Source organism: Pseudomonas hygromyciniae, assembly GCF_016925675.1.
Lineage (GTDB): Bacteria > Pseudomonadota > Gammaproteobacteria > Pseudomonadales > Pseudomonadaceae > Aquipseudomonas > Aquipseudomonas hygromyciniae.
The window spans coordinates 4531323-4556370 of the sequence record NZ_CP070506.1 but is presented as its reverse complement, the minus strand read 5'-3'; the positions used below and the strand labels follow the sequence as shown (position 1 = coordinate 4556370).

Genomic DNA, 25048 nt, shown 5'->3' with positions numbered 1-25048 from the left:
GTCATTCTTTCGTTAGAAATGTTGCAGAGAATGAAAAACAGTTGCCTGGCCGGATTGGCAACCTGAGGAGTAAGCACTAGAGTATGCGCGCGCAAAACGGGGATCAGTCGTTCGCACATCGCTGTCGCGTTTATTACGAGGACACCGATGCGGGCGGCATCGTGTATTACGTCAATTACCTGAAATTCATGGAGCGGGCTCGAACCGAGCGGTTGCGGGAGCTGGGCTTTGCCCAATCCGCGCTTGCAGGGGAGGACCTGTTATTTGTCGTGCATTCCAGCGAGGCACGTTACTACGCGCCGGCGCGACTGGACGATGAATTGCTGGTCAGCGCAGAGGTAATCGAATTGAACCGTGCAAGCCTGCGCTTTAAACAGCAGGTCAGGCGGGCAACGGATGCAACGCTGCTCTGTGAGGGGCAGTTCCTGGTGGCGTGTGTGCGCACCAACAGTTTGAAACCCAGGGCCATTCCCGAAACTCTACGTGCGGCCTTTGCCAACGTGAGCGGCGCGGGTCAACAATCAAAGCAGGAGATTTAGCGTGGAACCTACCGTCGTCGACCATTCCTCCATGTGGAGCCTGGTCAGCAATGCCAGTGTCGTGGTTCAACTGGTCATGCTGACCCTGGTAGCCGCATCGGTTACCTCATGGGTCATGATTTTTCAGCGCAGCAACCTGCTGCGCGCCGGTCGACGCGCCCTGGAGAGCTTCGAAGAGCGCTTCTGGTCGGGTATCGACCTGTCCAAGCTGTATCGCCAGGCAGGCAGCAACCCAGACCCGGATTCGGGCGTAGAACAGATCTTCCGCGCCGGCTTCAAGGAATTCTCCCGCCTGCGCCAGCAGCCCGGCGTTGACCCCGAAGCGGTCATGGAAGGCGTGGCCCGTGCAATGCGCGTAGCGATCTCCCGTGAGGAAGAAAAGCTCGAACAGAGCCTGCCGTTCCTCGCTACCGTCGGTTCGGTCAGCCCCTACATCGGTCTGTTCGGTACCGTATGGGGCATCATGAACTCCTTCCGTGGCCTGGCAACGGCCCAGCAAGCGACCCTGGCCACCGTGGCCCCGGGTATCGCCGAAGCGCTGATCGCCACTGCCATCGGCCTGTTCGCTGCAATCCCCGCAGTAATTGCCTACAACCGTTTCGCCGCCACCAGCGAAACCCTGATTGGCCGTTACTACACCTTCGCCGATGAGTTCCAGGCGATCCTGCACCGTAAAGTGCACACCAGCGAAGAATAAGCAGGTAATTCCCAATGGCTTTAATCGCTCGAGCTCGCAAAAAGCGCAAGCCGGTCGCCGAGATGAACGTAGTGCCTTACATCGACGTGATGCTGGTGCTGCTGGTGATCTTCATGGTGACCGCGCCGATGCTCAATCAGGGTGTGAAGGTTGATCTGCCCAAGGTTTCCAGCGAAGCCTTGCCCCAGGACAACAACACCCAGGTCCTGACCATCTCGATCAAGGCTGACAAGACCTATTACTGGAACCTTGGCAGCGAAGTCGACACCCAGAAGCAACAGGACAAGGCCATGACCTTGCCGCAGATGACCGACGCCGTGACCAAGATCATTCGCGCCGGCAACGAAGGCGGCAAGCACACCCAGGTCTTCATCCGCGGTGACAAGTCGGTCGACTACGGTTCCGTCATGGGCGCCATGGGCGGGCTGCAGAAGGCCGGGGTCGGTAATGTTGGCTTGATTACCGAGGCGCCCTGATGCACCAACAGCGAGAGCCGTCCGCCTCGGAAAGCTTCTTCTGGCCTAGCGTCTGGGCAATTGCCCTGCACGTTCTGGTGTTTGGCATGCTGTTTGTCAGCTTTGCCATGACGCCGGAGCTGCCGCCAGCCAAGCCGATCGTGCAGGCGACCCTGTATCAGCTGAAATCGAAGAGTCAGGCCACCACCCAGACCAATCAGAAGATTGCGGGTGAGGCCCAGAAGTCGGCTGCGCGCCAGACTGAAGTCGAACAGATGGAACAGAAGAAGGTCGAGCAGGAAGCGGTGAAGGCTGCTGCGGAACAAAAGAAAGAAGAGGCGGCTCAAAAGGCCGAAGAATCGAAAAAGGCTGACGAAGCGAAGAAGGCCGACGAGGCGAAAAAGGCTGATGAAGCCAAGAAAGCCGAGAAAGCTGCCGAAGCTAAAAAAGCCGAAGAGAAACAATTGGCTGATATAGCCAAGAAGAAATCTGAAGAAGAAGCCAAGAAAGCGGCTGAAGAAGAGGCCAAGAAAAAGGCCGCTGAAGAAGCCAAGAAGAAGATAGTCGAAGACGCGAAGAAGAAAGCCGCCGAAGACGCCAAGAAAAAAGCTGAAGCAGACGAGGCGAAGAAGAAAATCGCCGATGATGCGAAGAAGAAAGCTGCCGCCGATGCCTCGAAGAAAAAAGGCCCAGGAAGCAGCTCGCAAATCCGCCGAAGACAAAAAGGCCCAGGCCTTGGCAGATTTGCTTTCTGACACGCCGCAACGTCAGCAGGCCTTGGCCGATGAGCGTGGTGACGAAGTCGCGGGCAGTTTCGACGACCTGATTCGGGCGCGCGCGGCAGAAGGCTGGACACGTCCACCTTCAGCACGCAAAGGCATGACAGTGGTGCTGCAGATCGGCATGTTGCCGGACGGTACGGTGACTTCGGTCAGCGTGGCCAAGTCCAGTGGCGACGGTTCGTTCGACAGTTCAGCGGTTGCAGCGGTCAAGAATATTGGCCGGTTGACCGAGATGCAGGGAATGAAACCAAGCGACTTCGCTCCCTATCGTTCATTCAAGATGACATTCACACCTGAGGATCTAGCCTTGTGAGAAACCTTCTTCGAGGAATGCTTGTCGTTATTTGCTGTATGGCAGGGATAGCGGCGGCGGATGAAAAGAACATCCTGGTAACCAGCGGTAGTGATCGGGCGACCCCGATTGCAGTTGTGCCGTTTGGCTGGCAGGGCGGCAGCGTGCTGCCGGACGATATGGCGGAAATCATTGGTAATGACCTGCGCAACTCGGGTTACTACGCGCCTATTCCGAAGCAGAACATGATCAGCCAGCCGACCCAAGGCAGCGAAGTGATCTACCGTGACTGGAAAGCCCTGGGCGCCCAGTACCTGATGGTAGGTAGCATCGTGCCAGCGGGCGGTCGCCTGCAGGTGCAATATGCCCTGTTCAACGTAGCCACCGAGCAGCAAGTGCTGACCGGTAGCGTGTCGGGCAGCGTCGATCAGCTGCGGGACATGGCGCACTACATCGCCGACCAGTCGTTCGAAAAACTGGTCGGTATCAAAGGTGCGTTCTCTACCCGTATGTTGTACGTGACGGCTGAGCGTTTCTCGGTGAACAACACTCGCTACACCCTGCAACGTTCGGACTACGACGGTGCCCGTGCAGTGACCCTGTTGCAATCGCGCGAGCCAATCCTGTCGCCGCGTTTTGCGCCGGATGGCAAGCGTATCGCCTATGTGTCGTTTGAACAGAAGCGTCCGCGCATCTTCGTCCAGCATATCGACACCGGTCGCCGTGAGCAGATCACCAACTTCGAAGGCCTGAACGGTGCGCCAGCCTGGTCGCCGGATGGCAATCGCCTGGCATTCGTGCTGTCCAAGGACGGTAACCCGGATATCTACGTGATGAACCTCGGTTCGCGTCAGATCACCCGTGTCACTTCCGGCCCTGGCATCAACACCGAACCGTTCTGGGGCAAGGATGGTTCGACCATCTACTTCACTTCAGACCGTGGCGGTAAACCACAGATCTATAAGAGCAGTGTTGGCGGCGGTGGTGCAGAACGTGTGACCTTTATTGGCAACTACAACGCCAATCCGAAGCTTTCGGCTGATGAAAAGACCCTGGTCATGATCCATCGCCAGGATGGTTTCACTAATTTCAAGGTCGCGGCCCAGGATTTGCAGCGTGGAAGCGTAAAAATCCTCACAGATAGCACTCTTGATGAGTCGCCTACTGTTGCGCCCAACGGCACCATGGTAATCTACGCCACCCGCCAGCAGGGCCGGGGAGTCTTGATGCTCGTGTCCATTAATGGACGCGTAAGGCTCCCGCTTCCTACCGCACAAGGCGAAGTCAGAGAACCATCCTGGTCCCCTTACCTGAACTGACGCGGCGCTACAAAAAGAAGTACTTAACACACTGGGGTTCATTAGGAGTTTCACGATGGAAATGCTGAAGTTTGGTAAGTTTGCTGCTCTGGCTCTGGCTCTGTCCGTAGCCGTTGGTTGCTCGTCTAAAGGCGGCGACAATGCCGGTGAAGGCGCAGCTGTTGATCCAAACGCTGGTTACGGCGCTAACACTGGTGCAGTTGACGGCTCCCTGAGCGAAGAAGCTGCTCTGCGCGCGATCACCACTTTCTACTTCGAATACGACAGTTCGGACCTGAAGCCAGAAGCCATGCGCGCTCTGGACGTTCACGCGAAAGACCTGAAAGGTAACGGCGCTCGCGTTGTACTGGAAGGCAACACCGACGAACGTGGTACTCGTGAGTACAACATGGCACTGGGCGAGCGTCGTGCGAAAGCCGTTCAGCGCTACCTGGTACTGCAAGGTGTTTCCCCAGCTCAGCTGGAACTGGTTTCCTACGGTGAAGAGCGTCCAGTTGCTACCGGCAACGACGAGCAATCCTGGGCTCAAAACCGTCGCGTCGAACTGCGTAAGTAATTCGTCATGCGAACGTGCCGTCGTGTTGTAACCGTATTGGCTCTCAGCCTCGCACCGCTTGCGGTGTGGGCTGCGGTTCCCGTGGAAGATAGCAACTCTGGCTATAACAATAGTGGGAGCAGCTATCCACCTGCAGGTTATGGCACGAACGGCGCCTATGCGGGGGGAGCGGCCACGGCCGCTCCTTCGGCACAGGGCGAACTGTTCAACCAACTGCAACGCATGCAGGATCAATTGGCGCAGCAACAAGGCACCATTGAAGTTCTGCAGAATGAGGTGCGTCAGCTCAAGCAGGAAGGCCTGGAGCGTTACCAGGATCTTGACCGACGTATAGGAGCCGGCGTTACACCAGCCGCTACTTCTGATAATTCTTCTGCCGGTGGCGCCGCAAGCGCCGCCGGTGGTGCAGCCGCAGGCGCCACACAGGCCCCTGCCGCCAGCAGCGAACCGGCTGACCCGGCGAAGGAAAAGCTGTATTACGACGCAGCCTTCGACCTGATCAAGGCCAAGGATTTCGACAAGGCCAGCAAAGCGTTCACCGCTTTCCTGGGTCGTTATCCAAACAGCCAGTATGCGGGTAATGCCCAGTACTGGTTGGGCGAAGTCAATTTGGCCAAGGGTGATTTGCAGGGTGCAGGCCAGGCGTTTGCCAAGGTCAGCCAGCTTTACCCCAAGCACGCCAAGGTGCCTGATTCGCTGTACAAACTGGCTGATGTAGAGCGCCGCCTGGGTCATACCGACAAGGTCAAAGGCATTCTGCAGCAAGTGGTGGCCCAATATCCGGGTACCTCTGCCGCCCAGTTGGCTCAGCGCGACTTGCAACGCTTGTAAGCATTGCTGTCCCGCTTGGAAGAAACCCGCGCCTGTCGCGGGTTTTTTCGTTAGAATCCACGCCCTTTTATGAAATACGCTTTTTGGGGTTCACGCTTTGCCGGGATTCCATAAAGTGCCTGACGGAGGCGGACAGCCTGTTTAGCTGTTACGCCCGTGGCGACTATGCAAGACACATTACGCATCACCGAAGTTTTTTACTCGTTACAGGGTGAAACGCGCACTGCCGGCCTGCCCACTGTATTTGTGCGCCTGACCGGTTGCCCGTTGCGCTGCCAGTACTGTGACAGTGCCTACGCCTTCAGCGGCGGCACCATTCGCACCCTCGACGACATCCTAGAGCAGGTTGCAGGCTACAGGCCTCGCTACGTCTGTGTAACAGGCGGCGAGCCCCTGGCCCAGCCCAATGCCATTCCTTTGCTCAAGCAGCTGTGTGACGCTGGTTACGAGGTTTCCCTTGAAACCAGCGGTGCCCTGGATATTTCCGCAGTCGATCCTCGCGTCAGCCGAGTGGTTGACCTGAAGACGCCAGACTCCAAGGAAGCGCATCGCAATCGCTATGAAAATATCGAGCTGCTCACCGCCAACGACCAGGTCAAGTTCGTCATCTGCTCGCGGGACGACTATGACTGGGCCAATTCCAAGCTGATCCAATACGGTTTGGACCGACGCGCCGGCGAGGTGTTGTTCTCTCCAAGCCACCATGATTTGAACGCTCGCGACCTGGCTGATTGGGTGGTCGCGGACAACCTGCCGGTGCGCCTGCAATTGCAGCTGCATAAATACCTTTGGAACGATGAGCCAGGACGCTGAAATGACTGACCAAACCACTGATCAAAAACGTGCCGTAATCCTGCTGTCTGGCGGCCTCGACTCCGCCACCGTGGTGGCGATGGCGCGTGCCGAGGGTTACAGCTGCTACACCATGAGCTTCGACTATGGTCAGCGCTCCCATGCCGAGTTGGACGCCGCCGCTCGTGTTGCCCGCGACCTTGGCGTGGTGGAGCACAAGGTGATTGGCCTGAACCTCAATGGCATTGGCGGCTCGGCCTTGACCGATAGCACCATCGACGTGCCTGAGGCGCCCACTGAGGGCATCCCGGTCACCTATGTGCCGGCTCGCAACACCGTGTTCCTGTCGCTGGCCCTGGGCTGGGCAGAGGTGCTCAACGCCCGCGACATCTTTATCGGCGTCAACGCCGTGGATTACTCCGGCTACCCGGACTGCCGTCCAGAGTTCGTCGAGTCGTTCGAGCGCATGGCCAACCTGGCGACCAAGGCTGGCGTTGAAGGGCGCGGCTTCCGTATCCAGGCACCACTGCAAAACCTGAGCAAGGCGGATATCGTCAAAGCGGGTGTAAGGCTTGGTGTCGACTACTCGCTGACTGTTTCCTGCTACCAGGCAGACAATGACGGCCGTGCTTGTAGGAAATGTGACAGCTGCCGACTGCGTGCAGAAGGCTTCCAAGCGGCCGGAATTACTGACCCAACGCGTTATTTCTGATTTATTTAAAATAAGGTGTTGAATAATCCTTAGAAATCAGTATTATACGCGCCACCACACAGCGGGTCGTTAGCTCAGTTGGTAGAGCAGTTGGCTTTTAACCAATTGGTCGTAGGTTCGAATCCCACACGACCCACCATTTTTGGCGGTTTAGAAAATCCGGAAGGCCCACGTAAGTGAGGATTTCCGGGTTTTTTTTTGCCTGGTGCAAAAGCCCATTGATTCAGGTGGGTGGCGCCCAGTCATTCCTGACTGAGCGCCAAGTTGCCGCAAAGCACTTGCCGCCTCGCGTTTCAGCTTTGGATCAGTCCCTGCTCAACGCTGTTTACGCCCATTCATCCAAGGGCTGTAATCCACCTGTACATAACCCATGGGCAGACCTTTAGGGTTGTTGGCAAAACCTGGCATCTGGCGCAGGTCCAGCAGTTTGCATTGCGTGACGAGGCGCTGCTGCAACGCGCTATCTATCTTGAAGCCCTGTGAGCGGTACGGGCTTTGATTGAGGTTGACCATGCACTCACTCACTTTGCCCTGTGCATCGGCAATGAAGTGGAAGCTGGCGACGCCAATGCTCTGGATGTCATGCCCGGCAAACAGTTGTTCACGAAAGAAACGGATCTGCCTATAGAGGTCGATTCGGGTTCTCTGCAGTTGCTGCTGTTCTTCTGAAAGCCCAATCAGAGGGGTGAACACCATGGGGGCGATGATCACTTGGGTGTCCTTGGCATCGGCGAAGACCTTGGGCGAGACCTCGGGAAGCAAGGTGGTCCAGCACAGTTCGGTGACCAGTTTGGCCAGCTTGGCCTGACGTAGGTTGTTCTGGCCCTCGTTGGGTAGCAGGGTTCCGCGTTTGGCTGAGCAGTCCACTATATGGTTCTGCGCGTCAACGGTCAGGATCATATTCATTACCCCCGTCAGTTCCTGTTCATTGGCAGCCAGGGCATAGCTGCGCAATATCGTTTGGAACGTGGTGATGAATTTTTCGTCCTTTTGTTGCACCTGTGCCGCCGCCGAGGCTGCTGCTTGTTCAGGCGTTTGGCTTTGGCAGCCGGACAGTGACAGCAGGCCTGCACCGAATATGGCCAGCAGCCAGCGGGACGAAGAACACGCGTTGAATTCCATTTCTTGAGGGCTCATACACAGTAGTTTTGGGGGGGGCAATAGACGGGAACCATTCTCACCCATCGAGGGTTAAAGTGCGATTCGAAATAACGAAAAGCATGGCGCTAGGGCCTTTGGTTGTATTAGCTGACATTGGGTTGTGTACGGATTTGCTCTACAGATCTTATTTATCTATATTTGAGTCTGTGGATTCATTCTGAGGTGGCAATCATGAGCCAAGCCCTTCAAGTACAACCCTTCACCCGGGAGCAATGTGTCGCCGGACTGCGGGCGGCCGTAGGTATCCTGGAGAAGTGGCAGGCCAGCAGCGACCAGGCCTGCCGCATCTTGCGCATCTCGCGCAGCACCTACACCCGTGCCCGGCAGCGCGATGCCGCGTGGTCCGTGAGCCTGGATGCGGACCAGATGCAGCGCATCAGCTTCGTGCTGAATATCCACGCCACGCTGCGCATGGTGTTCGATAACCCCGAGAACGTGTACGGCTTTGCGGCGATGGCTAACGACAACGCGTTTTTCAACGGGCGCTCGCCCCTGGAGATCATGGCCCAGGGCGATATGATTTCCCTGTACGAAACTTTCCGGCGCATCGATGTGCTGCGTGGCGCGCAATGGTGAGGGTCAGCCAGTTGGGCGATTTGCCCGGGGGACAGTTACAGGCCTACCGCCTGGTCAATTCCAAATTCCCACCGATTGCGTTATTTGACGATGTGGCGGATGCCGACGAGTTCGACGCGCTCTATCAGATCCAGGCCTTGACCAACCCGCGACTGGGTAATGAGGTCGGCCGGATTGAGCTGATACCCCGCAGGGAAATCCCCTTCGGGATTGTGGGATGTTCCTACGCCATTGCGCCGTTCACCCACGTCAACCCGGCTGGATCGCGTTTCAGCGCTGGTGATTTTGGTGTGCTGTACCTGGCGGCCACTATCGAGACGGCACTGGCAGAGGTGCGTCATCACCAGAACCAGTATTGGTCCGGGGTCCATGGCCTTAATTATGAGCGTTTTGTCTTTCGCGGACTGTCGTGCAGTTTTGCCGGCGATTCGATGAAGGATGCGACGTCGGTACCGATAAGCGACCCGATCTACGACCCTGACGACTACGGCCACGCCCAACGCTTGGGTGGTGCGCTGAAGAAGGCCGGATGTCCCGGCCTCCGGTACCTGTCGGTGCGCTCAGAGGGCGATCACTGCTGGGCCTTGCTGACACCCAGGCCGGTGTCGTCGATTGTCCAGGCCGCCCATTACGAGATGGTCTGGAATGGACAGATCACCAGTGTCAGCAAGATCAGCGAAGCCTGACCCTGGCGGGTCAGATCTGCCCGCGCACCAGGATTGACTCATCAATCTGCGCAATCGACGTAACCCCGGTCAGGGTCATGGCCACGCGCATTTCCTTGGCAAAGATATCCAGCAGATTCTCCACGCCACGCTGGCCGTCAGCGGCCAACGCGTAGGCGGGCGCTCGTCCCAGCAACACGCCTCGGGCACCCAGGGCGAGCATGCGCACCACGTCCAGCCCCGAGCGCACCCCGGAGTCCACCAGCACGGTGAGGTCGCTGCCAACCGCCTGGGCAATCTCAGGCAAGGCCTTGGCAGTGGAGAGCACGCCATCGAGCTGGCGGCCGCCATGGTTGGACACGACGATGCCGTCGGCACCGAAGCTCACCGCATCCTTGGCATCTTGTGGGTCGAGGATGCCCTTGATGATCATTGGGCCCTTCCAGAACTCGCGTATCCACTCCAGGTCTTTCCAACTGATGGAAGGGTCGAAGTTGGTGGCCAGCCAGCCGATGTAGTCTTCCAGGTGGGTCGGTTTGCCCAGGTATTTGGAGATGTTGCCCAGGTCGTGGGGGCGACCCATAAGTCCCACATCAAAAGCCCAGGCTGGCTTTGTCACGGCCTGCAACATGCGCCGCTGGGCGGCGTACGGGCCGGACATCCCTGAGTGAGCATCGCGGTAGCGGGCGCCGGGGGTTGGCATGTCGACGGTGAACACCAGGGTTTTCACCCCGGCGGCCTGGGCGCGCTCCAAGGCGTTCTTCATGAAGCCGCGGTCTTTGAGCACATAGAGTTGAAACCAGATCGATTGCGCGGTTTGCGATGCGACTTCCTCGATCGGGCACACCGAAACGGTCGACAGGCAAAAAGGGATGCCTTTATTGGCCGCCGCGTTCGCCACCTGGACTTCCCCGCGGCGGGCAAACATGCCGGTCAGGCCCACCGGGCTCATGACCACCGGCATCGCCAGCGGTTGGTCGAACAGCGTGGTTTCCAGGCTCAGGCTCTCGACGTTGCGCAGGACGCGCTGGCGCAGGCTGATGTCTGCCAGGTCTGAGCTGTTGGCTTTGAGGGTGTGCTCGGCGTAGGCGCCACCGTCAATGTAGTCGAACAGGAAACGCGGCAGTTTGCGGCGTGCGGCTTCGCGGTAATCCGATGCAGACGAAATGATCATGAACAGTGAGGCCCCGGAATAAGGAAAACGGTGGGTGGAGGATAGTCAAAGGCTTTTCATGGTAAAAACAACTTTTACAACTTAATTCAAGTCGCAAATGGAATAGTCATGAACCTGCGAACGCTGCGAGCCTTTGTCGAAGTGGTGCGCCAAGGCAGTTTCTCACAAGCGGCCGAGATGGTTTCGCTCACGCAATCGAGCGTCAGCAAAGCGGTCAAGACCCTGGAAGAGGAGCTGGGTACGCCGCTGTTCAGCCGTATCGGCCATAAGAGTGAACTGACAGCCGCCGGCGAGATTGCCTACCGCCGCGCCCTGGTGCTGCTCGCCGAGCGCAGCGACCTGGTGGCCGAGATCAATGACCTGCTGGGTCTCAAGCGTGGCGTCTTGCGCATCGGCCTGCCGCCGGTGGGCAGTGGTGAGTTATTTGCCGCGATGTTTGCCGAATACCGCCAGCGCTACCCGCAGATCGAGATCGAGCTGATCGAGCATGGCAGCAAGAAGCTGGGTGAGTGCCTGCAAGCGGGGGAAGTGGATGTTGCCGCGCTACTGGTACCGGTGGAGGGCGAGTTCGAGTATCAGGACGTGCGCGTCGAGCCGTTGATGGTCGTCCTGCCCATCAGTCATCCATTGGCGGGACGCAACAGTGTGGATTTTTCCGACTTGTCCGACTCACCATTCATACTCTTCGAGGCTGGATTTGCCCTGAACCGCATCATTCTTTCCGCCTGCGAGCGTCGGGGCGTCTCGCCGAAGGTTTCTGTGCGCAGCGCCCAGATCGACTTTATCGTCGACCTGGTCGGCGCGGGCCTGGGCGTCGCCTTCCTGCCGCGCATGCTGGCCTACAAACACCTGCATGCCGGCATTGCGTTGATTGCGTTGGATGAGCCCCGGACCGACTGGCATATCGCCCTGACCTGGCGGCGGAATGCTCACTTGCCGCCGGCTGCACGAGCCTGGTTGGAACTGGCCAGGGAAATGGGTAATGTTCCCGCGCCATATTAGGCTTTTGAATCCAATCGATATTCTGTAGCCTTGCGCAGCTTCACCTAAACCCGTGCTTGATGAACACAATCACTTCGTCCGGCGGCGCCCGAAGGGCTCCAGAGCCGGTGGTACACTCGACTTTCGCGCAATTGCGCCTGTAGGTCTTGCGAACATGACGCAAATTTCCGAACGCCTTCTGGTCCAAGCCCACCTCGATGCCAAGCAACCCAAGGTGCTCAGTGCCGAGCAAGAGGCAAGCTTACGTTCTGCCATTGCCGCCGAGCTCAAGGCTCAAGACGCGGTGCTGGTGGCTCACTTCTATTGCGACCCGGTGATTCAGGCCCTGGCCGAAGAAACCGGCGGTTGTGTTTCCGACTCCCTGGAAATGGCCCGCTTCGGCGCTGCCCATCCGGCCAAGACCGTACTGGTCGCCGGCGTGCGCTTCATGGGCGAGACGGCAAAAATCCTCACCCCCGAAAAGCGCATCCTGATGCCAACCCTGGAAGCCACCTGCTCCCTGGACCTGGGCTGCCCGGTGGAGGAGTTCTCAGCGTTCTGTGACCAGCATCCGGAGCGTACCGTGGTGGTGTATGCCAACACCTCGGCGGCGGTCAAGGCCCGGGCGGATTGGGTGGTAACGTCCAGTTGTGCCCTGGAAATCGTCGAAAGCCTGATGGATAACGGCGAGACCATCATCTGGGGGCCGGACAAGCACCTGGGCACCTATATCCAGCGCCAGACCGGTGCCGACATGCTGCTGTGGGACGGTGCCTGCATCGTCCACGAAGAGTTCAAGTCCAAGCAGTTGGAAGACATGAAGGCGCTGTACCCGGATGCAGCTATCCTGGTGCACCCAGAGTCACCTACGTCAGTGATCGAGTTGGCGGATGCCGTGGGTTCCACCAGCCAGTTGATTGCGGCGGCGCAACGGTTGCCGAACAAGACGTTTATCGTCGCCACTGACCGCGGCATTTTCTACAAGATGCAGCAGCTGTGCCCGGACAAGGTGTTTGTCGAGGCGCCAACCGCCGGTAACGGCGCGGCATGCCGCAGTTGTGCGCATTGCCCGTGGATGGCGATGAATACCCTGGAGCGCACGTTGCAATGCCTGCGCGAAGGCAGCAACGAAATTTTCGTCGAGCCCTCGTTGATTCCCCATGCCGTGCGCCCGCTCAAGCGCATGCTGGACTTTACCCAGGCGGCCCGCCTCAAGCTGGCCGGCAACGCCTGATTCGAGGCTGCCACGATCAAACGGTGGGAACTGGCTTGCCAGCGATAGCGATTTATCAGTCACTGCAAAATTGACTGCTATATCGCCATCGCAGGCAAGCCAGCTCCCACATTTGATTTGCTTCGTTTGGGCGCTATTTCTTTTTCTTCGGGATCCGCACCAGCTGCGTGTCGGAGTAGATGTCATGCCAGGCCCGCTGTTTCTTGTCCACCAGCGACCAGATAAATCCCAGCCCTGCACATAACCACGATGCAATTGACACTACAAAGCGCAGCAGCGCCTGCCACAGGCTGATGCGTGAGCCATCCGCGTTCTGCACGCGCACGCCCCACACTTGCATACCCAGCGTCTGCCCGGAATGGGTCCAGAACTTGGCAAAGAAACCAAACAGCACAAAAAACAGAATCGTCGACAGCAGCGGATCACCGTCCAGCGCGCCGGATTCCGAGAGCGTGCGCATCTTCGCTTCACCCACAAAGGCAATCCACACCAGCTTATAGAGGAAGGCAGTGACGATCAGCAGGGCAGTACACAACAGGAAGTCATAGAACATCGCTGCCAGACGACGGCCCAGGCCAACGGCGGGGAATTCGCCTTGGGGGCTTAGCAGGTGTTTCGACATGGCTCGGCTCTCTGGAGGAAAAAAGCCATTTTACGGACAAACGCACATAAAAAAGCCTCTGATGTCACCATCAGAGGCTTTTTGTCGCAGTAAGGATCAGGCTTCTGCTTGTACTTCGTCCGCTTGCATGCCTTTTTGGCCCTGCACAGCGATGAAGGTCACTTTCTGGCCTTCTTTCAGGCTCTTGAAGCCGTTGCCCTGAATAGCGCGGAAGTGCACGAACAGATCCGGACCGCTTTCTGGAGTGATAAAACCAAAACCTTTCTCGTCGTTAAACCACTTGACGGTACCGCTCTGACGTTCAGCCATTTTCTTATTTCCTTGACGCTAAAAATTAATGACAGCCCCTTTCAAATGAAAGAGTACTGGGCTGGGTTGCAGGAAAGTAAGAGACGTCGAACGGGTTGTAGCACAACTACTTCAGCTACTGCCCAGGTCCAGGTTCCAAGCGACCCATGCAAACACAGTGGGCAAACTCTACGCCAACTAACACAGGAAAAACAAGCCCTCTGCAAGCCGCGTATTTACTCGCCTTCATGACACTTCGGTCAACAATGCCGCACTGTGTTATTCGATAGCGTGGGTCACTTGTTATAGGTTAAGCGACATAACATTGACTATCGTCAGTGCACTGTTTTATGGCGGTTGTGTTACAGATTAGTGCGAATGAACACAACCGCGTTACTTATAGGAACAGTCAATCAGCCACGATAGTAACGCTGTGGCACGAATGGCATTTTACTTACACGCAGTGGCACCTTTTTCCCACGCACCAACGCAGAGACTTCGCTATCCAGCGCGGTAAAGGCCGTGTCGAGGTAGCCCATAGCGAGCGGGCCGCCCAGGCTTGGGCCAAAGCCGCCGCTGCACACGGTGCCGATCACGGTGCCGTGTTCGTCGACAATCTCTGCCCCTTCACGCACCGGCGTGCGCTCTTGCGGCAACAGGCCGACGCGCTTGCGGCTGATGCCGGTCTGCTGCTGGGTGAAGATCCGGTCTGCCCCCGGGAAACCACCGGCACGCGCGCCGTCGGCGCGACGCACCTTGGAAATGGCCCACAGCAGGCTGGCCTCAATCGGCGTGGTCTCGCTGTTCATATCGTGGCCATAGAGGCACAGACCGGCTTCCAGGCGCAGGGAATCGCGAGCGCCCAAGCCAATGGCTGCAACTTCCGCTTCGGCCAGCAGGCTGCGGGCCAGGCTCTCGGCGTTGGCCGCGGGTACGGAGATTTCAAAACCGTCTTCGCCGGTATAGCCGGAACGGCTGACATAGCATTCCACCCCCAGCAGGCGCAGGGGCGCGAACTGCATAAAGGTCATTTTGGTTACTTCCGGGGCCAGGCGCGCCAGTACCTTGGCTGCCGCCGGGCCTTGCAGGGCCAGCAGGGCGCGCTCTTCAAACAGCGGCTCGATCTGGCAGTGCTCGCCGATATGCTGGCGCAGGTGGGCCAGGTCTTGATCCTTGCAAGCGGCGTTGACCACCAGGAACAATTCATCGTTACCCAGGTTGGCGACCATCAGGTCATCGAGGATGCCACCCTGGTCGTTGGTGAACATGGCGTAGCGCTGCATGCCCACTGGCAGGTCGATGATATCCACGGGCACCAGGGTCTCCAGGGCCTTGGCGGCGTTGGCGCCGGTCAGGCGGATCTGGCCCATGTGCGACACATCAAACAACCCGGCCTGTTCACGGGTGTGCAGGTGCTCTTTCATCACACCCAGCGGGTATTGCACCGGCATGTCATAGCCGGCGAACGGCACCATGCGTGCGCCCAGTTCGAGATGCAGGGCGTGCAGCGGGGTTTTCAACAGGGTTTCGGTGGACATATTCAGCTCCTGAAAAACGTGCTGGCGCGGTTATAAGCATCAGCACTCGATAATGTTGACGGCCAAACCGCCACGGGCGGTTTCCTTGTATTTGCTTTTCATATCGGCGCCGGTCTGGCGCATGGTGCGGATCACCTTATCCAGGGACACAAAGTGCTGACCATCACCGCGCAAGGCCATGCGCACCGCATTGATTGCCTTCACCGAGCCCATGGCATTGCGCTCGATGCAGGGCACCTGCACCAAACCGCCAATCGGGTCGCAGGTCAGGCCGAGGTTGTGCTCCATGCCGATCTCGGCGGCGTTTTCCACCTGGGAAACCGTGCCGCCCAGCACTTCGCACAAGGCCCCGGCCGCCATGGAGCAGGCCACGCCCACTTCGCCCTGGCAGCCGACCTCGGCCCCGGAGATCGAAGCATTTTCTTTGTAGAGGATGCCGATGGCCGCGGCGGTCAGCAGGAAACGCACCACCCCGTCTTCATTGGCCCCGGGAATAAAGCGCATGTAGTAGTGCAACACCGCCGGCACGATCCCGGCGGCACCATTGGTGGGCGCCGTGACCACGCGCCCGCCATTGGCGTTTTCTTCGTTGACCGCCAGGGCGTACAGGTTGACCCAGTCCAGCACCGACAGCGGATCGCGCAGGGCGGATTCGGGGTTCTTGCACAACTGACAATGCAACGCCGCGGCGCGACGCTTGACCTTCAAACCTCCCGGCAGAATCCCTTCATTGCGACAGCCCGCGTCCACACAGTCCTGCATGACCTGCCAGATCTTCAGCAGGCCGCTGCGAGTCTCGGCTTCCGGGCGCCAGGCGCTTTCGTTGGTCAGCATCACCTGGCTGATGGACAGCCCATAGGTGGTGCAATGGCCCAGCAAGTCCTTGGCGTGCTTGAACGGGAAGGTCAGGGGCGTGGCGTCTTCGACGATCCGGTCGGCGCCGGCGGCGTCTTCATCCACTACAAAACCGCCGCCCACCGAGTAGTACTCGCGGCTGCGAATCTGGATGCCGGCGGCGTCAAACGCACGAAAGATCATGCCGTTGGGGTGGTAGGCGAGGGGTTTGCGAATCATCGCCAGGTGTTCTTTCTCGTTGAACGCAATACTGTGTTCGCCGAGCAAATTCAGGCAGCCGTCCTTGCGCATCTGCGCCAGGCGCGTCGCCACGGTTTCGGTGTTGACGGTGTCCGGGTGTTCGCCTTCCAGTCCGAGCAGCACGGCCTTGTCGCTGCCGTGGCCTTTGCCGGTGGCGCCCAGCGATCCATAGAGTTCCACCTTGACGCAGGTGGTGGCGTGCAGCAGGTCGTCACGCTTGAGGCCTTCGGCGAATCGGGCTGCGGCACGCATCGGGCCGACGGTGTGAGAGCTTGAGGGGCCGATGCCAATCTTGAACAGGTCGAACACGCTTAACGACATGAGTGGTTCTCCGGTTTCTTATTATGTGGCGGGTACAATCGGTCCAATTGTGGGAGCGGCCTTGCTCGCGAATGTGGAGTGTCAGTTGATGCATCTGGTGACTGAACCACCGCATTCGCGAGCAAGCCCGCTCCCACATTTTTGACCGTATTCACTCAGTCAGATCAGGCGTAGCTCTCGATCGACGGGCACGCGCATACAAGGTTGCGATCACCAAACACGTTATCGACCCGGCCAACCGGCGGCCAGTACTTGCCTTCAATCAACGACGCCACCGGGTACACCGCTTGTTCGCGGCTGTACGGATGGCTCCATTCACCGACGATTTCTGCTGCGGTGTGCGGCGCGTTCTTCAGCGGGTTGTCATCCTTGTCCAGCGTGCCGTTTTCCACCGCGCGGATTTCTTCGCGGATCGCGATCATGGCGTCGCAGAAGCGGTCCAGTTCTTCCTTGGATTCACTTTCGGTCGGCTCGATCATCAAGGTGCCGGCAACCGGGAACGACATGGTAGGCGCATGGAAGCCAAAGTCGATCAGGCGCTTGGCCACGTCATCCACGCTGATGCCGCTGCTGTCCTTGAGCGGGCGCAGGTCGAGGATGCATTCGTGGGCCACCAGGCCGTTGCTACCGGTGTACAGCACCGGGTAGTGCTCTTCCAGGCGACGGGAAATGTAGTTGGCATTGAGGATCGCCAGCTGCGAAGCGCGCTTGAGGCCCGCGCCGCCCATCATGCTGATGTACATCCAGGTGATCGGCAAAATGCTCGCGCTGCCAAACGGTGCTGCGCACACCGCGCCTTCCTTGCGCTCCATGGCCGCGTGGCCTGGCAGGAAGGGCGTGAGGTGCGACTTGACGCCAATCGGGCCTACGCCCGGGCCGCCACCGCCGTGGGGGATGCAGAAGGTCTTGTGCAGGTTCAGGTGCGATACGTCGCCGCCGAACTTGCCCGGGGCGCACAGGCCGACCATGGCGTTCATGTTGGCGCCGTCGATATACACCTGGCCGCCGTTGTCGTGGATGATCCCGCAGATTTCGCGGATGCCTTCCTCGAACACACCGTGGGTCGAGGGGTAGGTGATCATCAGTGCCGCGAGGTGTTCGCGATGCTCGATGGCCTTGGCGCGCAGGTCTTCGATATCCACGTTGCCACGGGCATCGCACGCGGTCACTACCACGCGCATACCGGCCATGTTGGCCGTGGCTGGGTTGGTGCCGTGGGCCGACGAAGGAATCAGGCAGATATCGCGGCGCTCTTCGCCACGGCTCTGGTGATAGGCACGGATCGCCAACAGGCCTGCGTACTCACCCTGGGAACCGGCGTTCGGTTGCAGGGAGATCGCGTCGTAACCGGTGGCCGCGCAGAGCATGGCTTCCAGTTCGCTGGTCAGTTGCAGGTAGCCGGCGCTTTGCGCGGCCGGGGCGAATGGGTGCAGGGCACCGAACTCGGCCCAGGTTACTGGGATCATTTCACTGGCGGCGTTGAGCTTCATGGTGCACGAGCCCAGCGGGATCATGGTGCGATCCAGTGCCAGGTCCTTGTCTGCCAGCTTGCGCAGGTAGCGCATCAGCTCGGTTTCGGAGTGATAACGGTTGAACACCGGGTGGCTGAGGATCGGCGACTGGCGCAGCAGTGCGGCGGGCAGGGTGCTGTCGACGCTGGCGGCCAGGGCGGCGAAGTCTGGCAGGGCTTTACCGCCTGCGAACACGCTCCACAGGGTTTCGATATCGGCTTGGGTGGTGGTTTCGTCCACCGACAGGCCCAGGCGTGCCGCGTCCACGACGCGCAGGTTGATGCGCTGGGCGCGGGCCTTGTCGTGCAGGGCAGCGGTGTTGGCACCGGTGGCCAGGGTCAGGGTGTCGAAGAACGTCTCTTGTTCAACCGTGAGGCCCAGCGCGGTCAAGCCATTGGCCAGGATCGCGGCCAGGTGATGGATGCGCGTGGCGATCTGCACCAGGCCTTTGGGGCCGTGGTACACCGCGTACATGCTGGCGATGTTGGCCAGCAGCACTTGGGCGGTGCAGATGTTGCTGGTGGCTTTCTCGCGGCGGATATGTTGCTCGCGGGTCTGCATGGCCAGGCGCAGGGCCGGCTTGCCGAAGCGGTCTACGGACACGCCAACCAGACGGCCCGGCATATCGCGCTTGAACGCGTCCTTGGTGGAGAAGTACGCCGCGTGCGGGCCACCAAAGCCCAGGGGCACGCCGAAGCGTTGGGCACTGCCGATGGCCACGTCGGCACCGAACTCGCCCGGTGGGGTCAGCAGGGTCAGGGCCAGCAGGTCGGCGGCCACCGCCACCAGGGCGTTGGCGGCGTGCAAGCGTTCGGTCAGTTCGCGGTAGTCGAACACATCACCGTTGCTGGCCGGGTATTGCAGCAGGGCGCCGAAGAACGGGCTGACGTCGGTCAGCTCGCGCTCATCGCCCACTACCACATCAATGCCCAGCGGCTCGGCACGGGTGCGCAGCACGTCGAGGGTCTGCGGGTGGCTGTGCACCGAGGCGAAGAACGCGTTGCTGCCTTTGTTCTTGCTCAGGCGCTTGCAGAAGGTCATGGCTTCGGCGGCGGCGGTGGCTTCGTCGAGCAGGGATGCGTTGGCGATCGGCAGGCCGGTAAGGTCGCTGATCAGGGTCTGGAAGTTCAGCAGCGCTTCCAGGCGGCCCTGGGAAATCTCTGGCTGGTACGGCGTGTAGGCGGTGTACCAGGCCGGGTTTTCCAGCAGGTTGCGCAGGATCGGCGACGGCGTGTGGCAGTTGTAGTAACCCTGGCCGATGTAAGTCTTGAACAGTTGGTTCTTGGCCGCGATGGCCTTGATCGACGCCAGGGCATCGGCTTCGCTCAGGCCATCGCTCAGGCCCAGCACGGCGGTGCCCTTGATGCTTTCCGGGATCACGCTGGCGCTCAGGGCTTCGAGGGAATCAAAGCCCAGGGTCGCGAGCATCTGCTGCTCGTCGTCCTGGCGTGGGCCGATATGGCGGGCGATAAATTCGTTGGCGGTGCTCAGGTTGATACTCATGGCGCGCTCCTCAAGCTTCAGCGTTGGCTTTAATCAGGCGGTCGTACGCATCCTGATCCAACAGCTTAGCTACCGCAGCGGCATCAGCTGGTTTGAAGCGGAAGAACCAGCCTTCGCCCATCGGGTCTTCGTTGACCAGTTCCGGGCTGTCGCTGAGCTTTTCGTTCACTTCCAGGACTTCACCGGTCAGGGGCATGTACACGCCGCTGGCCGCCTTGACCGACTCCACGGTGGAAGCTTCTGCACCCTGGTCGTAGGCCTGCAGCTCAGGCAATTGGACGAACACCACATCACCCAGGGCGTTTTGCGCGAACGCGGTAATACCCACGGTGACGCTGCCGTCGGCTTCGGCACGCAGCCATTCGTGATCTTCAGTAAAACGCAATTCGCTCATGGAAACTCCTCAGGGCCAGAATCGTCTGGTGGACGGGATTGGAATGGGTAAGTCCTTAGCAAAAATGCGGCCAATATATTTTTATCGTTATAAATCAAAGATTTAAAAAATATTGATGAGTGCTCGCTGCTAACGACTGTAGCGAAATCGCTACGCTTCGATGGCAGAAAAAAAGCCTATGCGGATCAAAGCCTTGCATGGCGAAGGACGATCGACGGTGTATTGAAAACGTTCCGCTGTAGCGTTTTCAGTACATAGAGTTTCGCGGTGCATTGATTTATGTAGCGCCTCGCACGCCCATGGCCAGCTTACTTTCCCCGCTCCGAATCAGCAGGACGCGCGACATGAGCCATCCAACGGCGGCACTTCACGACACTTCACAGGCGTATGCCTCCCGCGACTATCTCGGGCGTGTGTTTGCCCTGCGCCCGACATTGATGCAGGTGGCCGAGTCGATGATCCAGGACTGGCTTGACGAAGGGCACGCGGGCGCCGGCCTGCGCGCCACGAGTACCTGGCTCGGCGTGCGAAACCAGGAGGATGACAGTTATGGGCAGCTCACCTCCTTGGGGGATGCGTTGATCCAGCGTCGCATGAACACCCAGGTGCCCTACAGCGCAGACCTTCACCAATTGCTGGTCAGTTCCATCAGCCAGGACCTCATTCCGGCCCCCGTTGGGGTATCGGTCGACGATATCGCACGCATGCTCGACGCCCTGGCCCCTGGATTGTTCGATGCCTTCAGTGCGCAGCTTGTGGGTTTCTGGAGTGCGCCGGTAGCGGATGATCCTGGCCTCAGTCGCTGGGGCGCGGTGGGCAAGCAATTGCGCGCGTGCCTACTCACGGCCCGGCAAAACCCGCCGCTGACGTCGCAGGAGGGCAGGCAGTTGCTGGGCTTGGGCGACGGCCCGCAGCAGCTTTGGGGCTATCTGGCGGATCGCCAGGCGCTGGGCTTGCCGGATGAGCTGCACATTTATCAAGTCTATGCCGCTCAGCAGGGCCGGCCGGGGGAGTGGCTGGCGCTGTTGGTCTTGCAGCGCCAGGTGGCGCAGCAGCCGGTGACCCTGGTCTATGTGCCGGCGATGAGTGTGCTCAAGCTCACGACGCAGGACGAGTTAGGCGCCCTGCTGCCGCGCTATATGAGCAACTACAGGCCCGGCCAGCTCGTCAGTTGGGTGCTCAAGGAGCCCCAGGGCGATGTGTTCGATGCACAGGCCCAGGCCTTGCTGGAGCGCCAACTGCGTAACCTGCAACAGGTCAATTGGCAGGCCCTGCGCAGCGTCGACAGCTACAAGCACCTGTTCAGCCAGCTCACCGCACCCCAGGTGTGGTTCGATGCCGATTATGTCCAGCAACCCCACGAAGAGCAGTTGCCCCTGTGGTTGCAGACGGCCGACAGCGCTGATCGATACACCTATGGCCAGTGGCTTGAGCGCTTGGCGTACCTGCAAAAACGCAGCGCTGGCGCATCGTTCCTCGACGGGCTCGATCCGATCGACGTGTATGCGCGCAAGGCGCTGCAACGCCAGATGCGCCTGGATTACCCGCAACACGTGCCGGTCAATCCGGATGATTGCCAACTGACCTTTGAACGCACCCAAGGCGCAACCGTGGGCTGGACCCAGCGCACCACCAAGAGCTTGACGCTGTGGTCGCTGGAAAATCCCTTTGCCACATCCTACGCCAGCGTGCAGATCCGCCCAGAGGCGCCGGGCGGGTGGGTCACGCCGGGCTACCTGAAAACGCTCATCGAAACCGTTGATGTGGGCCGGCATTATCCGGCGCGACTCAAGACCGCGTTAGTGTCAGACCCGGTAGAGGCGGCACGCCGTCGGCGTTTGTTTGTCGAGCAGATGGCGCTGCAACTGCCGATGCGCGCCCTGGAAAACCGCCTGCGGCAATGCCACGGGTTTACCCCCGCAGGCGTGCGAGTGGTGCAGGCCCTGCTGCAGAGCGATCCGCAAAAGCGCAGCATCGGCCAAGCGGTCATCGTTGGCCGACCCTTGGCGTTTTTGACCCATGCCGGCGGCGCCGCCCATAAAGCCAGCAACCTGTTTGTCATCGGCCCGCGGGACAACAGTGAACTCCCCCATATTCTGTATCGGCCCGATCAGGTCGAGGCCGTGCTCCAACAGTTCCCCAGTCGCCAGGCGTTGCTCGATGCGATCACCCGCACGGGCAGCGATTTACAGGCTGTGGTACTCGAACGTCTTGACGAAAAAAGCCGGGCATTGTTTGCCAATGGCGGTTTTCTGAGCCCCCATGTCCAGCGTTTTCTGCAAGGTGACGAGTACAGCGAACAACCTGCTTCCAGCCCGGCCTTGCTCAGTGACGAGACGGTGCCAGGGGTGTTTCTTGAGGCCGTCTTTGATGAAAACGCCAGGAACCTCTGGCAGACCGCTGAAAGGCAATCCATCTCTACCGAGGCGTTGCGCTGGACACTGTTCAAGAATGACCTCTGGCAGTTGTTCAACGCGCTCTTGCCCATGCTCAGGGGCCCGGTGGCGGTGGCCGGGTGGCTGTCCCTGGTATTTGGCAGTTTCCGTACCGTGCTGGCGTTGCCGGCCACGGCCAGTGAGGAAGACAGCGCCACGGCACTGGTCGAGTTGATGGGCAGCCTGGCGGGCCTGTTGTTGAGCCCTGTCGTCAGCCTCGATGAACGCTTGCGCTTGAGTGAGACCAGAGCGGTCACCCATGGCTCGATTGCGCAGTTCGAGAGCCCGCCAATCACCCATACCCAGCAGGCGTTGTCGACGTTTGCCTGGCAGCGCTCACTGGCGGATATCACTGGAATGGATTTCTCCTGGGCCAACTCGCGTTTGCGCCTCGACCCGGCGCAACAGGCACAGCTTGAGACCTTCCGCTGGTCGCCGGGGCGCGGCGAGCGGTGGCCGGGAACTCCCACGATCACCTCGCCGGACACGCCGGTAAGGGGACAGGTCGCGGTCCAGCGTGCGCAGGGAACAGTCCGCCATGCCGACTACCTGTTGCTCGACAGCAAGGTGTATGGGGTCAAAAAGGTTGCGGGCCGTTGGCGAATTGTCGACCTGCGAGCCCCTCAGCGTCAGGGCCCCTGGCTGCGCAAAGACGCGCACGGGGTATGGAAACCGGACCTGGGCCTGCAACTGCTTGGCGGTCAGCCCAAAACCACGGCCGCCAGCCGCCGCGCGAGCATCCAGCAGCGTAACCAGATGCTTAAAAGTCATTATGAGGCGATGACCCAGCGCCTGACGGAGGTCGAAACGCGGGTGGCAGCTGCGCAAGAGAGCTACCTAAAAACCCACATACGCCAACCGGAGCGTTTCACTGAGCAAGAACGGCATGACCGTCGCGCCCGCTATTTAGTGGAACTGGAGAAGCAATCCCAGGCACAGCTCGCCAAGCTGGATGCGTTGATCGCACGCAACGCTAACCAAGCGGTGGAGAGGTTCGAGCAGGAGAAGATTCTGCAACTTGTAGACCTCGTCGAAAACCTGCGCCTGCAAATGGCGGTGCTGATTACCAGCCGAGCGGCCGAGGCTTTTACCGGTGAGCGCCGCAGCCAGTTGCAAGCGCAACTGAGCAATGAAGACGTCGCCGTCGCCCAGGCCGCACACCAGACGTTTTTCCAGGCCACGCAGAAGATCATCGGCTACAACGACAAACTGATTGAATTGAGCATTCTGGAGCGCAACAACCATGCGCGGCTGGCCCAGATGCCAGGGTATGCCACCCGTGCCGACGCGATGTCGCCCTCGGTGCTCGGGACGCCGCTGGACTGGAAGTCTGTGCAACTCAAAGCGCTGAGTGGCGTGCTGCTGCGCCGGCCGCCGCTCCCCGAGGAATATGACGACTTCATGCAGATCAGGTCGTTGGTCGATGAGGCGATCCAATCGGTCCAGTCACAAAAAACCTTGCGGGCACCCGGGCCCCTGAGTGTGCAGCAGCGCATCGACGGGTATGACGCGCTGCTGCTTGACTATGACAACACCCAGGCGCGCCTGCGCGAGTATGGCGACACGGCAACTGATCTGCTTTACGAGGGCAGCATTGAGAGCGTGAATCGCCTGCTCAACGCCCTCGAACACGAAGTCAGAGACTCCTTGGCCACACTGCTGCGCGAGCGCGAGCGCACCCCCGCGCGTAAGCCGGGGCCCGCGCTGGACGCCGGCAAACGCTTGATCCGCGATCGCAAGAACCGCTACCTGGTGGGGCAGGCCCGTGGTACCACGTCGGCGCAGGATGCGGGGATTGTCGACGTCATCAACCCTGTCGATCAGAGCGTGGTGGCGAGCTTTCGCCAGACACCGGGCAGTGAAACATTTGAGACGCTCACCGAGGCCAGTACACCGCCCGTGCGGGCCGTGCGCCCTCTGGAAAAACTGCTGGGCGACGCGCGCAAACTGCTTGACCGCCAGGCGATTGTGCTCGACCAGGCCCGCAACGAAGCCCGCAACGCCAACCAGCCCGCCAGCGTCGAGGCCAGGTTGGCGCGTCACAGCGAGAAGATGAAGGCGGTGGCCGAAAAGATCCGTAAAGCCCCGGGGCAGGACAGTACTCGGGCAACCCAGAAGCCGTTGCTCGACGAGCTCGCCCAAGGCTCGCGCAATCTGCTGGAGCAAGGCCGGCTGATCCGTATCGAAATGGTCAAGCGCCTGGCACCCGACGAAGAGGGCATTGCCTATCTGCAAAGCCAAAATGAGGTGCAAATCCTGCCGATAGAGGGGCGCATTGCCCTCAAGCGGGCGAATGATTTCCTGCAGGAATATATGGTCAAGGACAAGGACGGAAGAGTCTTGGCCTATGCCCATTTTCATTACCGCACGCCCGCGACCCCGAATGCCGAGTACAGCGCCGGTCATTTGAAACGGCCGGAACAGCGCTTTATGAGCTTTCGCAGCCTGGCCGACAAGACCGACAGCGATGTCATCGCCATCTACTATTCGCGGATCAGCGGGGCGATGGCCCAGCGCCTGTTTTTCAGCGCCAAGGGGGCGGTGGTGCAGCGCGGGCGTCGGACCTTCTGGTGAG

The 25048-nt window shown here is 59.7% G+C and carries 21 protein-coding genes, 1 tRNA gene and 1 pseudogene; 15 read left to right on the top strand and 8 right to left on the bottom strand.

From position 1 onward, the window contains the following. Window positions 1-83: 83 nt before the first annotated feature. The 10 genes and pseudogenes from ybgC (at window position 84) to JTY93_RS20330 (ending at window position 7114) form a co-directional block, all read left to right on the top strand. The gene (gene ybgC / locus JTY93_RS20375) at window positions 84-539 is read left to right on the top strand and encodes a tol-pal system-associated acyl-CoA thioesterase (RefSeq protein WP_169993673.1); all 456 of its coding nucleotides are present in this window, start codon (window positions 84-86) and stop codon (window positions 537-539) included. A gap of 1 nt (window position 540) precedes the next feature. Further along, complete coding sequence (tolQ, locus tag JTY93_RS20370; protein WP_205477494.1) at window positions 541-1236, top strand: protein TolQ; 696 nt, start codon at window positions 541-543, stop codon at window positions 1234-1236. A gap of 23 nt (window positions 1237-1259) precedes the next feature. Continuing rightward, entirely contained in the window at window positions 1260-1712 is a 453-nt protein-coding gene (gene tolR / locus JTY93_RS20365) for a protein TolR (protein ID WP_162473200.1), read from the top strand. Continuing rightward, a pseudogene (gene tolA, locus JTY93_RS20360) lies at window positions 1712-2786 on the top strand (cell envelope integrity protein TolA). The gene tolR and the pseudogene tolA overlap by 1 nt, the downstream one beginning before the upstream one ends. 17 nt (window positions 2787-2803) lie before the next feature. Then, window positions 2804-4084 carry a Tol-Pal system beta propeller repeat protein TolB gene (tolB, locus tag JTY93_RS20355; RefSeq protein ID WP_169851059.1) on the top strand — a complete coding sequence of 427 codons (1281 nt, stop codon included), beginning with the start codon at window positions 2804-2806 and terminating at the stop codon, window positions 4082-4084. A 55-nt stretch (window positions 4085-4139) separates the two neighbouring features. Further along, window positions 4140-4640 carry a peptidoglycan-associated lipoprotein Pal gene (pal, locus tag JTY93_RS20350; RefSeq protein ID WP_029300299.1) on the top strand — a complete coding sequence of 167 codons (501 nt, stop codon included), beginning with the start codon at window positions 4140-4142 and terminating at the stop codon, window positions 4638-4640. 6 nt (window positions 4641-4646) lie between these two features. Further along, window positions 4647-5471, top strand: coding sequence for a tol-pal system protein YbgF (gene ybgF / locus JTY93_RS20345; protein ID WP_205518904.1), 825 nt, complete (start codon window positions 4647-4649; stop codon window positions 5469-5471). Between the two features lie 165 nt (window positions 5472-5636). Next, the gene (gene queE / locus JTY93_RS20340) at window positions 5637-6284 is read left to right on the top strand and encodes a 7-carboxy-7-deazaguanine synthase QueE (RefSeq protein ID WP_205477492.1); all 648 of its coding nucleotides are present in this window, start codon (window positions 5637-5639) and stop codon (window positions 6282-6284) included. 1 nt (window position 6285) lies between these two features. Next, window positions 6286-6975 carry a 7-cyano-7-deazaguanine synthase QueC gene (queC, locus tag JTY93_RS20335; RefSeq protein WP_205477491.1) on the top strand — a complete coding sequence of 230 codons (690 nt, stop codon included), beginning with the start codon at window positions 6286-6288 and terminating at the stop codon, window positions 6973-6975. Window positions 6976-7038: 63 nt separating this feature from the next. Then, window positions 7039-7114: transfer RNA gene (locus tag JTY93_RS20330), tRNA-Lys, on the top strand. A 176-nt stretch (window positions 7115-7290) separates the two neighbouring features. On the opposite strand, the gene JTY93_RS20325 is transcribed toward JTY93_RS20330, so the two are convergent. Next, entirely contained in the window at window positions 7291-8112 is an 822-nt protein-coding gene (locus JTY93_RS20325) for a hypothetical protein (protein WP_205477490.1), read from the bottom strand. A gap of 195 nt (window positions 8113-8307) precedes the next feature. Here JTY93_RS20325 and JTY93_RS20320 point away from each other — a divergent pair, with 195 nt between their 5' ends. Then, window positions 8308-8712, top strand: a complete 405-nt coding sequence (locus JTY93_RS20320; RefSeq protein ID WP_205477489.1) for an antitoxin Xre-like helix-turn-helix domain-containing protein — start codon at window positions 8308-8310, stop codon at window positions 8710-8712. After that, window positions 8706-9398, top strand: a complete 693-nt coding sequence (locus JTY93_RS20315) for an RES family NAD+ phosphorylase (protein ID WP_205477488.1) — start codon at window positions 8706-8708, stop codon at window positions 9396-9398. The genes JTY93_RS20320 and JTY93_RS20315 overlap by 7 nt, the downstream gene beginning before the upstream one ends. Before the next feature lie 10 nt (window positions 9399-9408). Here JTY93_RS20315 and lldD read toward each other — a convergent pair whose 3' ends face one another. Beyond that, a complete protein-coding gene (gene lldD / locus JTY93_RS20310) occupies window positions 9409-10551 on the bottom strand; it encodes an FMN-dependent L-lactate dehydrogenase LldD (protein ID WP_070994429.1) in 1143 nt (380 codons plus the stop codon). A 108-nt stretch (window positions 10552-10659) separates the two neighbouring features. Between lldD and JTY93_RS20305 the strand changes: the two genes are divergently transcribed. Next, window positions 10660-11553, top strand: coding sequence for a LysR family transcriptional regulator (locus JTY93_RS20305; protein ID WP_205477487.1), 894 nt, complete (start codon window positions 10660-10662; stop codon window positions 11551-11553). Between the two features lie 154 nt (window positions 11554-11707). Further along, window positions 11708-12766 carry a quinolinate synthase NadA gene (gene nadA / locus JTY93_RS20300; protein ID WP_029300280.1) on the top strand — a complete coding sequence of 353 codons (1059 nt, stop codon included), beginning with the start codon at window positions 11708-11710 and terminating at the stop codon, window positions 12764-12766. A 133-nt stretch (window positions 12767-12899) separates the two neighbouring features. Here the strand turns inward: nadA and JTY93_RS20295 are convergent, their stop codons facing one another. The 6 genes from JTY93_RS20295 to gcvH all read right to left on the bottom strand — a co-directional run bounded on the left by JTY93_RS20295 (window position 12900) and on the right by gcvH (window position 20038). Beyond that, window positions 12900-13388: an RDD family protein gene (locus JTY93_RS20295; RefSeq protein ID WP_029300279.1), complete on the bottom strand. Its 489-nt coding sequence runs from the start codon at window positions 13386-13388 to the stop codon at window positions 12900-12902. Window positions 13389-13484: 96 nt separating this feature from the next. Continuing rightward, window positions 13485-13697, bottom strand: a complete 213-nt coding sequence (locus JTY93_RS20290) for a cold-shock protein (protein ID WP_029300277.1) — start codon at window positions 13695-13697, stop codon at window positions 13485-13487. A 392-nt stretch (window positions 13698-14089) separates the two neighbouring features. After that, entirely contained in the window at window positions 14090-15214 is a 1125-nt protein-coding gene (gene gcvT / locus JTY93_RS20285; RefSeq protein WP_205477486.1) for a glycine cleavage system aminomethyltransferase GcvT, read from the bottom strand. Between the two features lie 39 nt (window positions 15215-15253). After that, the gene (locus tag JTY93_RS20280; protein ID WP_205477485.1) at window positions 15254-16630 is read right to left on the bottom strand and encodes an L-serine ammonia-lyase; all 1377 of its coding nucleotides are present in this window, start codon (window positions 16628-16630) and stop codon (window positions 15254-15256) included. Between the two features lie 164 nt (window positions 16631-16794). Continuing rightward, window positions 16795-19644 (bottom strand): aminomethyl-transferring glycine dehydrogenase, encoded by a 2850-nt coding sequence (gene gcvP / locus JTY93_RS20275; RefSeq protein WP_205477484.1) that lies wholly within the window; start codon window positions 19642-19644, stop codon window positions 16795-16797. Between the two features lie 10 nt (window positions 19645-19654). After that, on the bottom strand, window positions 19655-20038 hold the full coding sequence (gene gcvH / locus JTY93_RS20270) for a glycine cleavage system protein GcvH (protein WP_169999533.1): 384 nt from the start codon (window positions 20036-20038) through the stop codon (window positions 19655-19657). A 344-nt stretch (window positions 20039-20382) separates the two neighbouring features. On the opposite strand from gcvH, the gene JTY93_RS20265 reads away from it, so the two are divergent. Then, window positions 20383-25047, top strand: coding sequence for a hypothetical protein (locus tag JTY93_RS20265; RefSeq protein WP_205477483.1), 4665 nt, complete (start codon window positions 20383-20385; stop codon window positions 25045-25047). The last annotated feature ends 1 nt before the right edge of the window (window position 25048 follow it).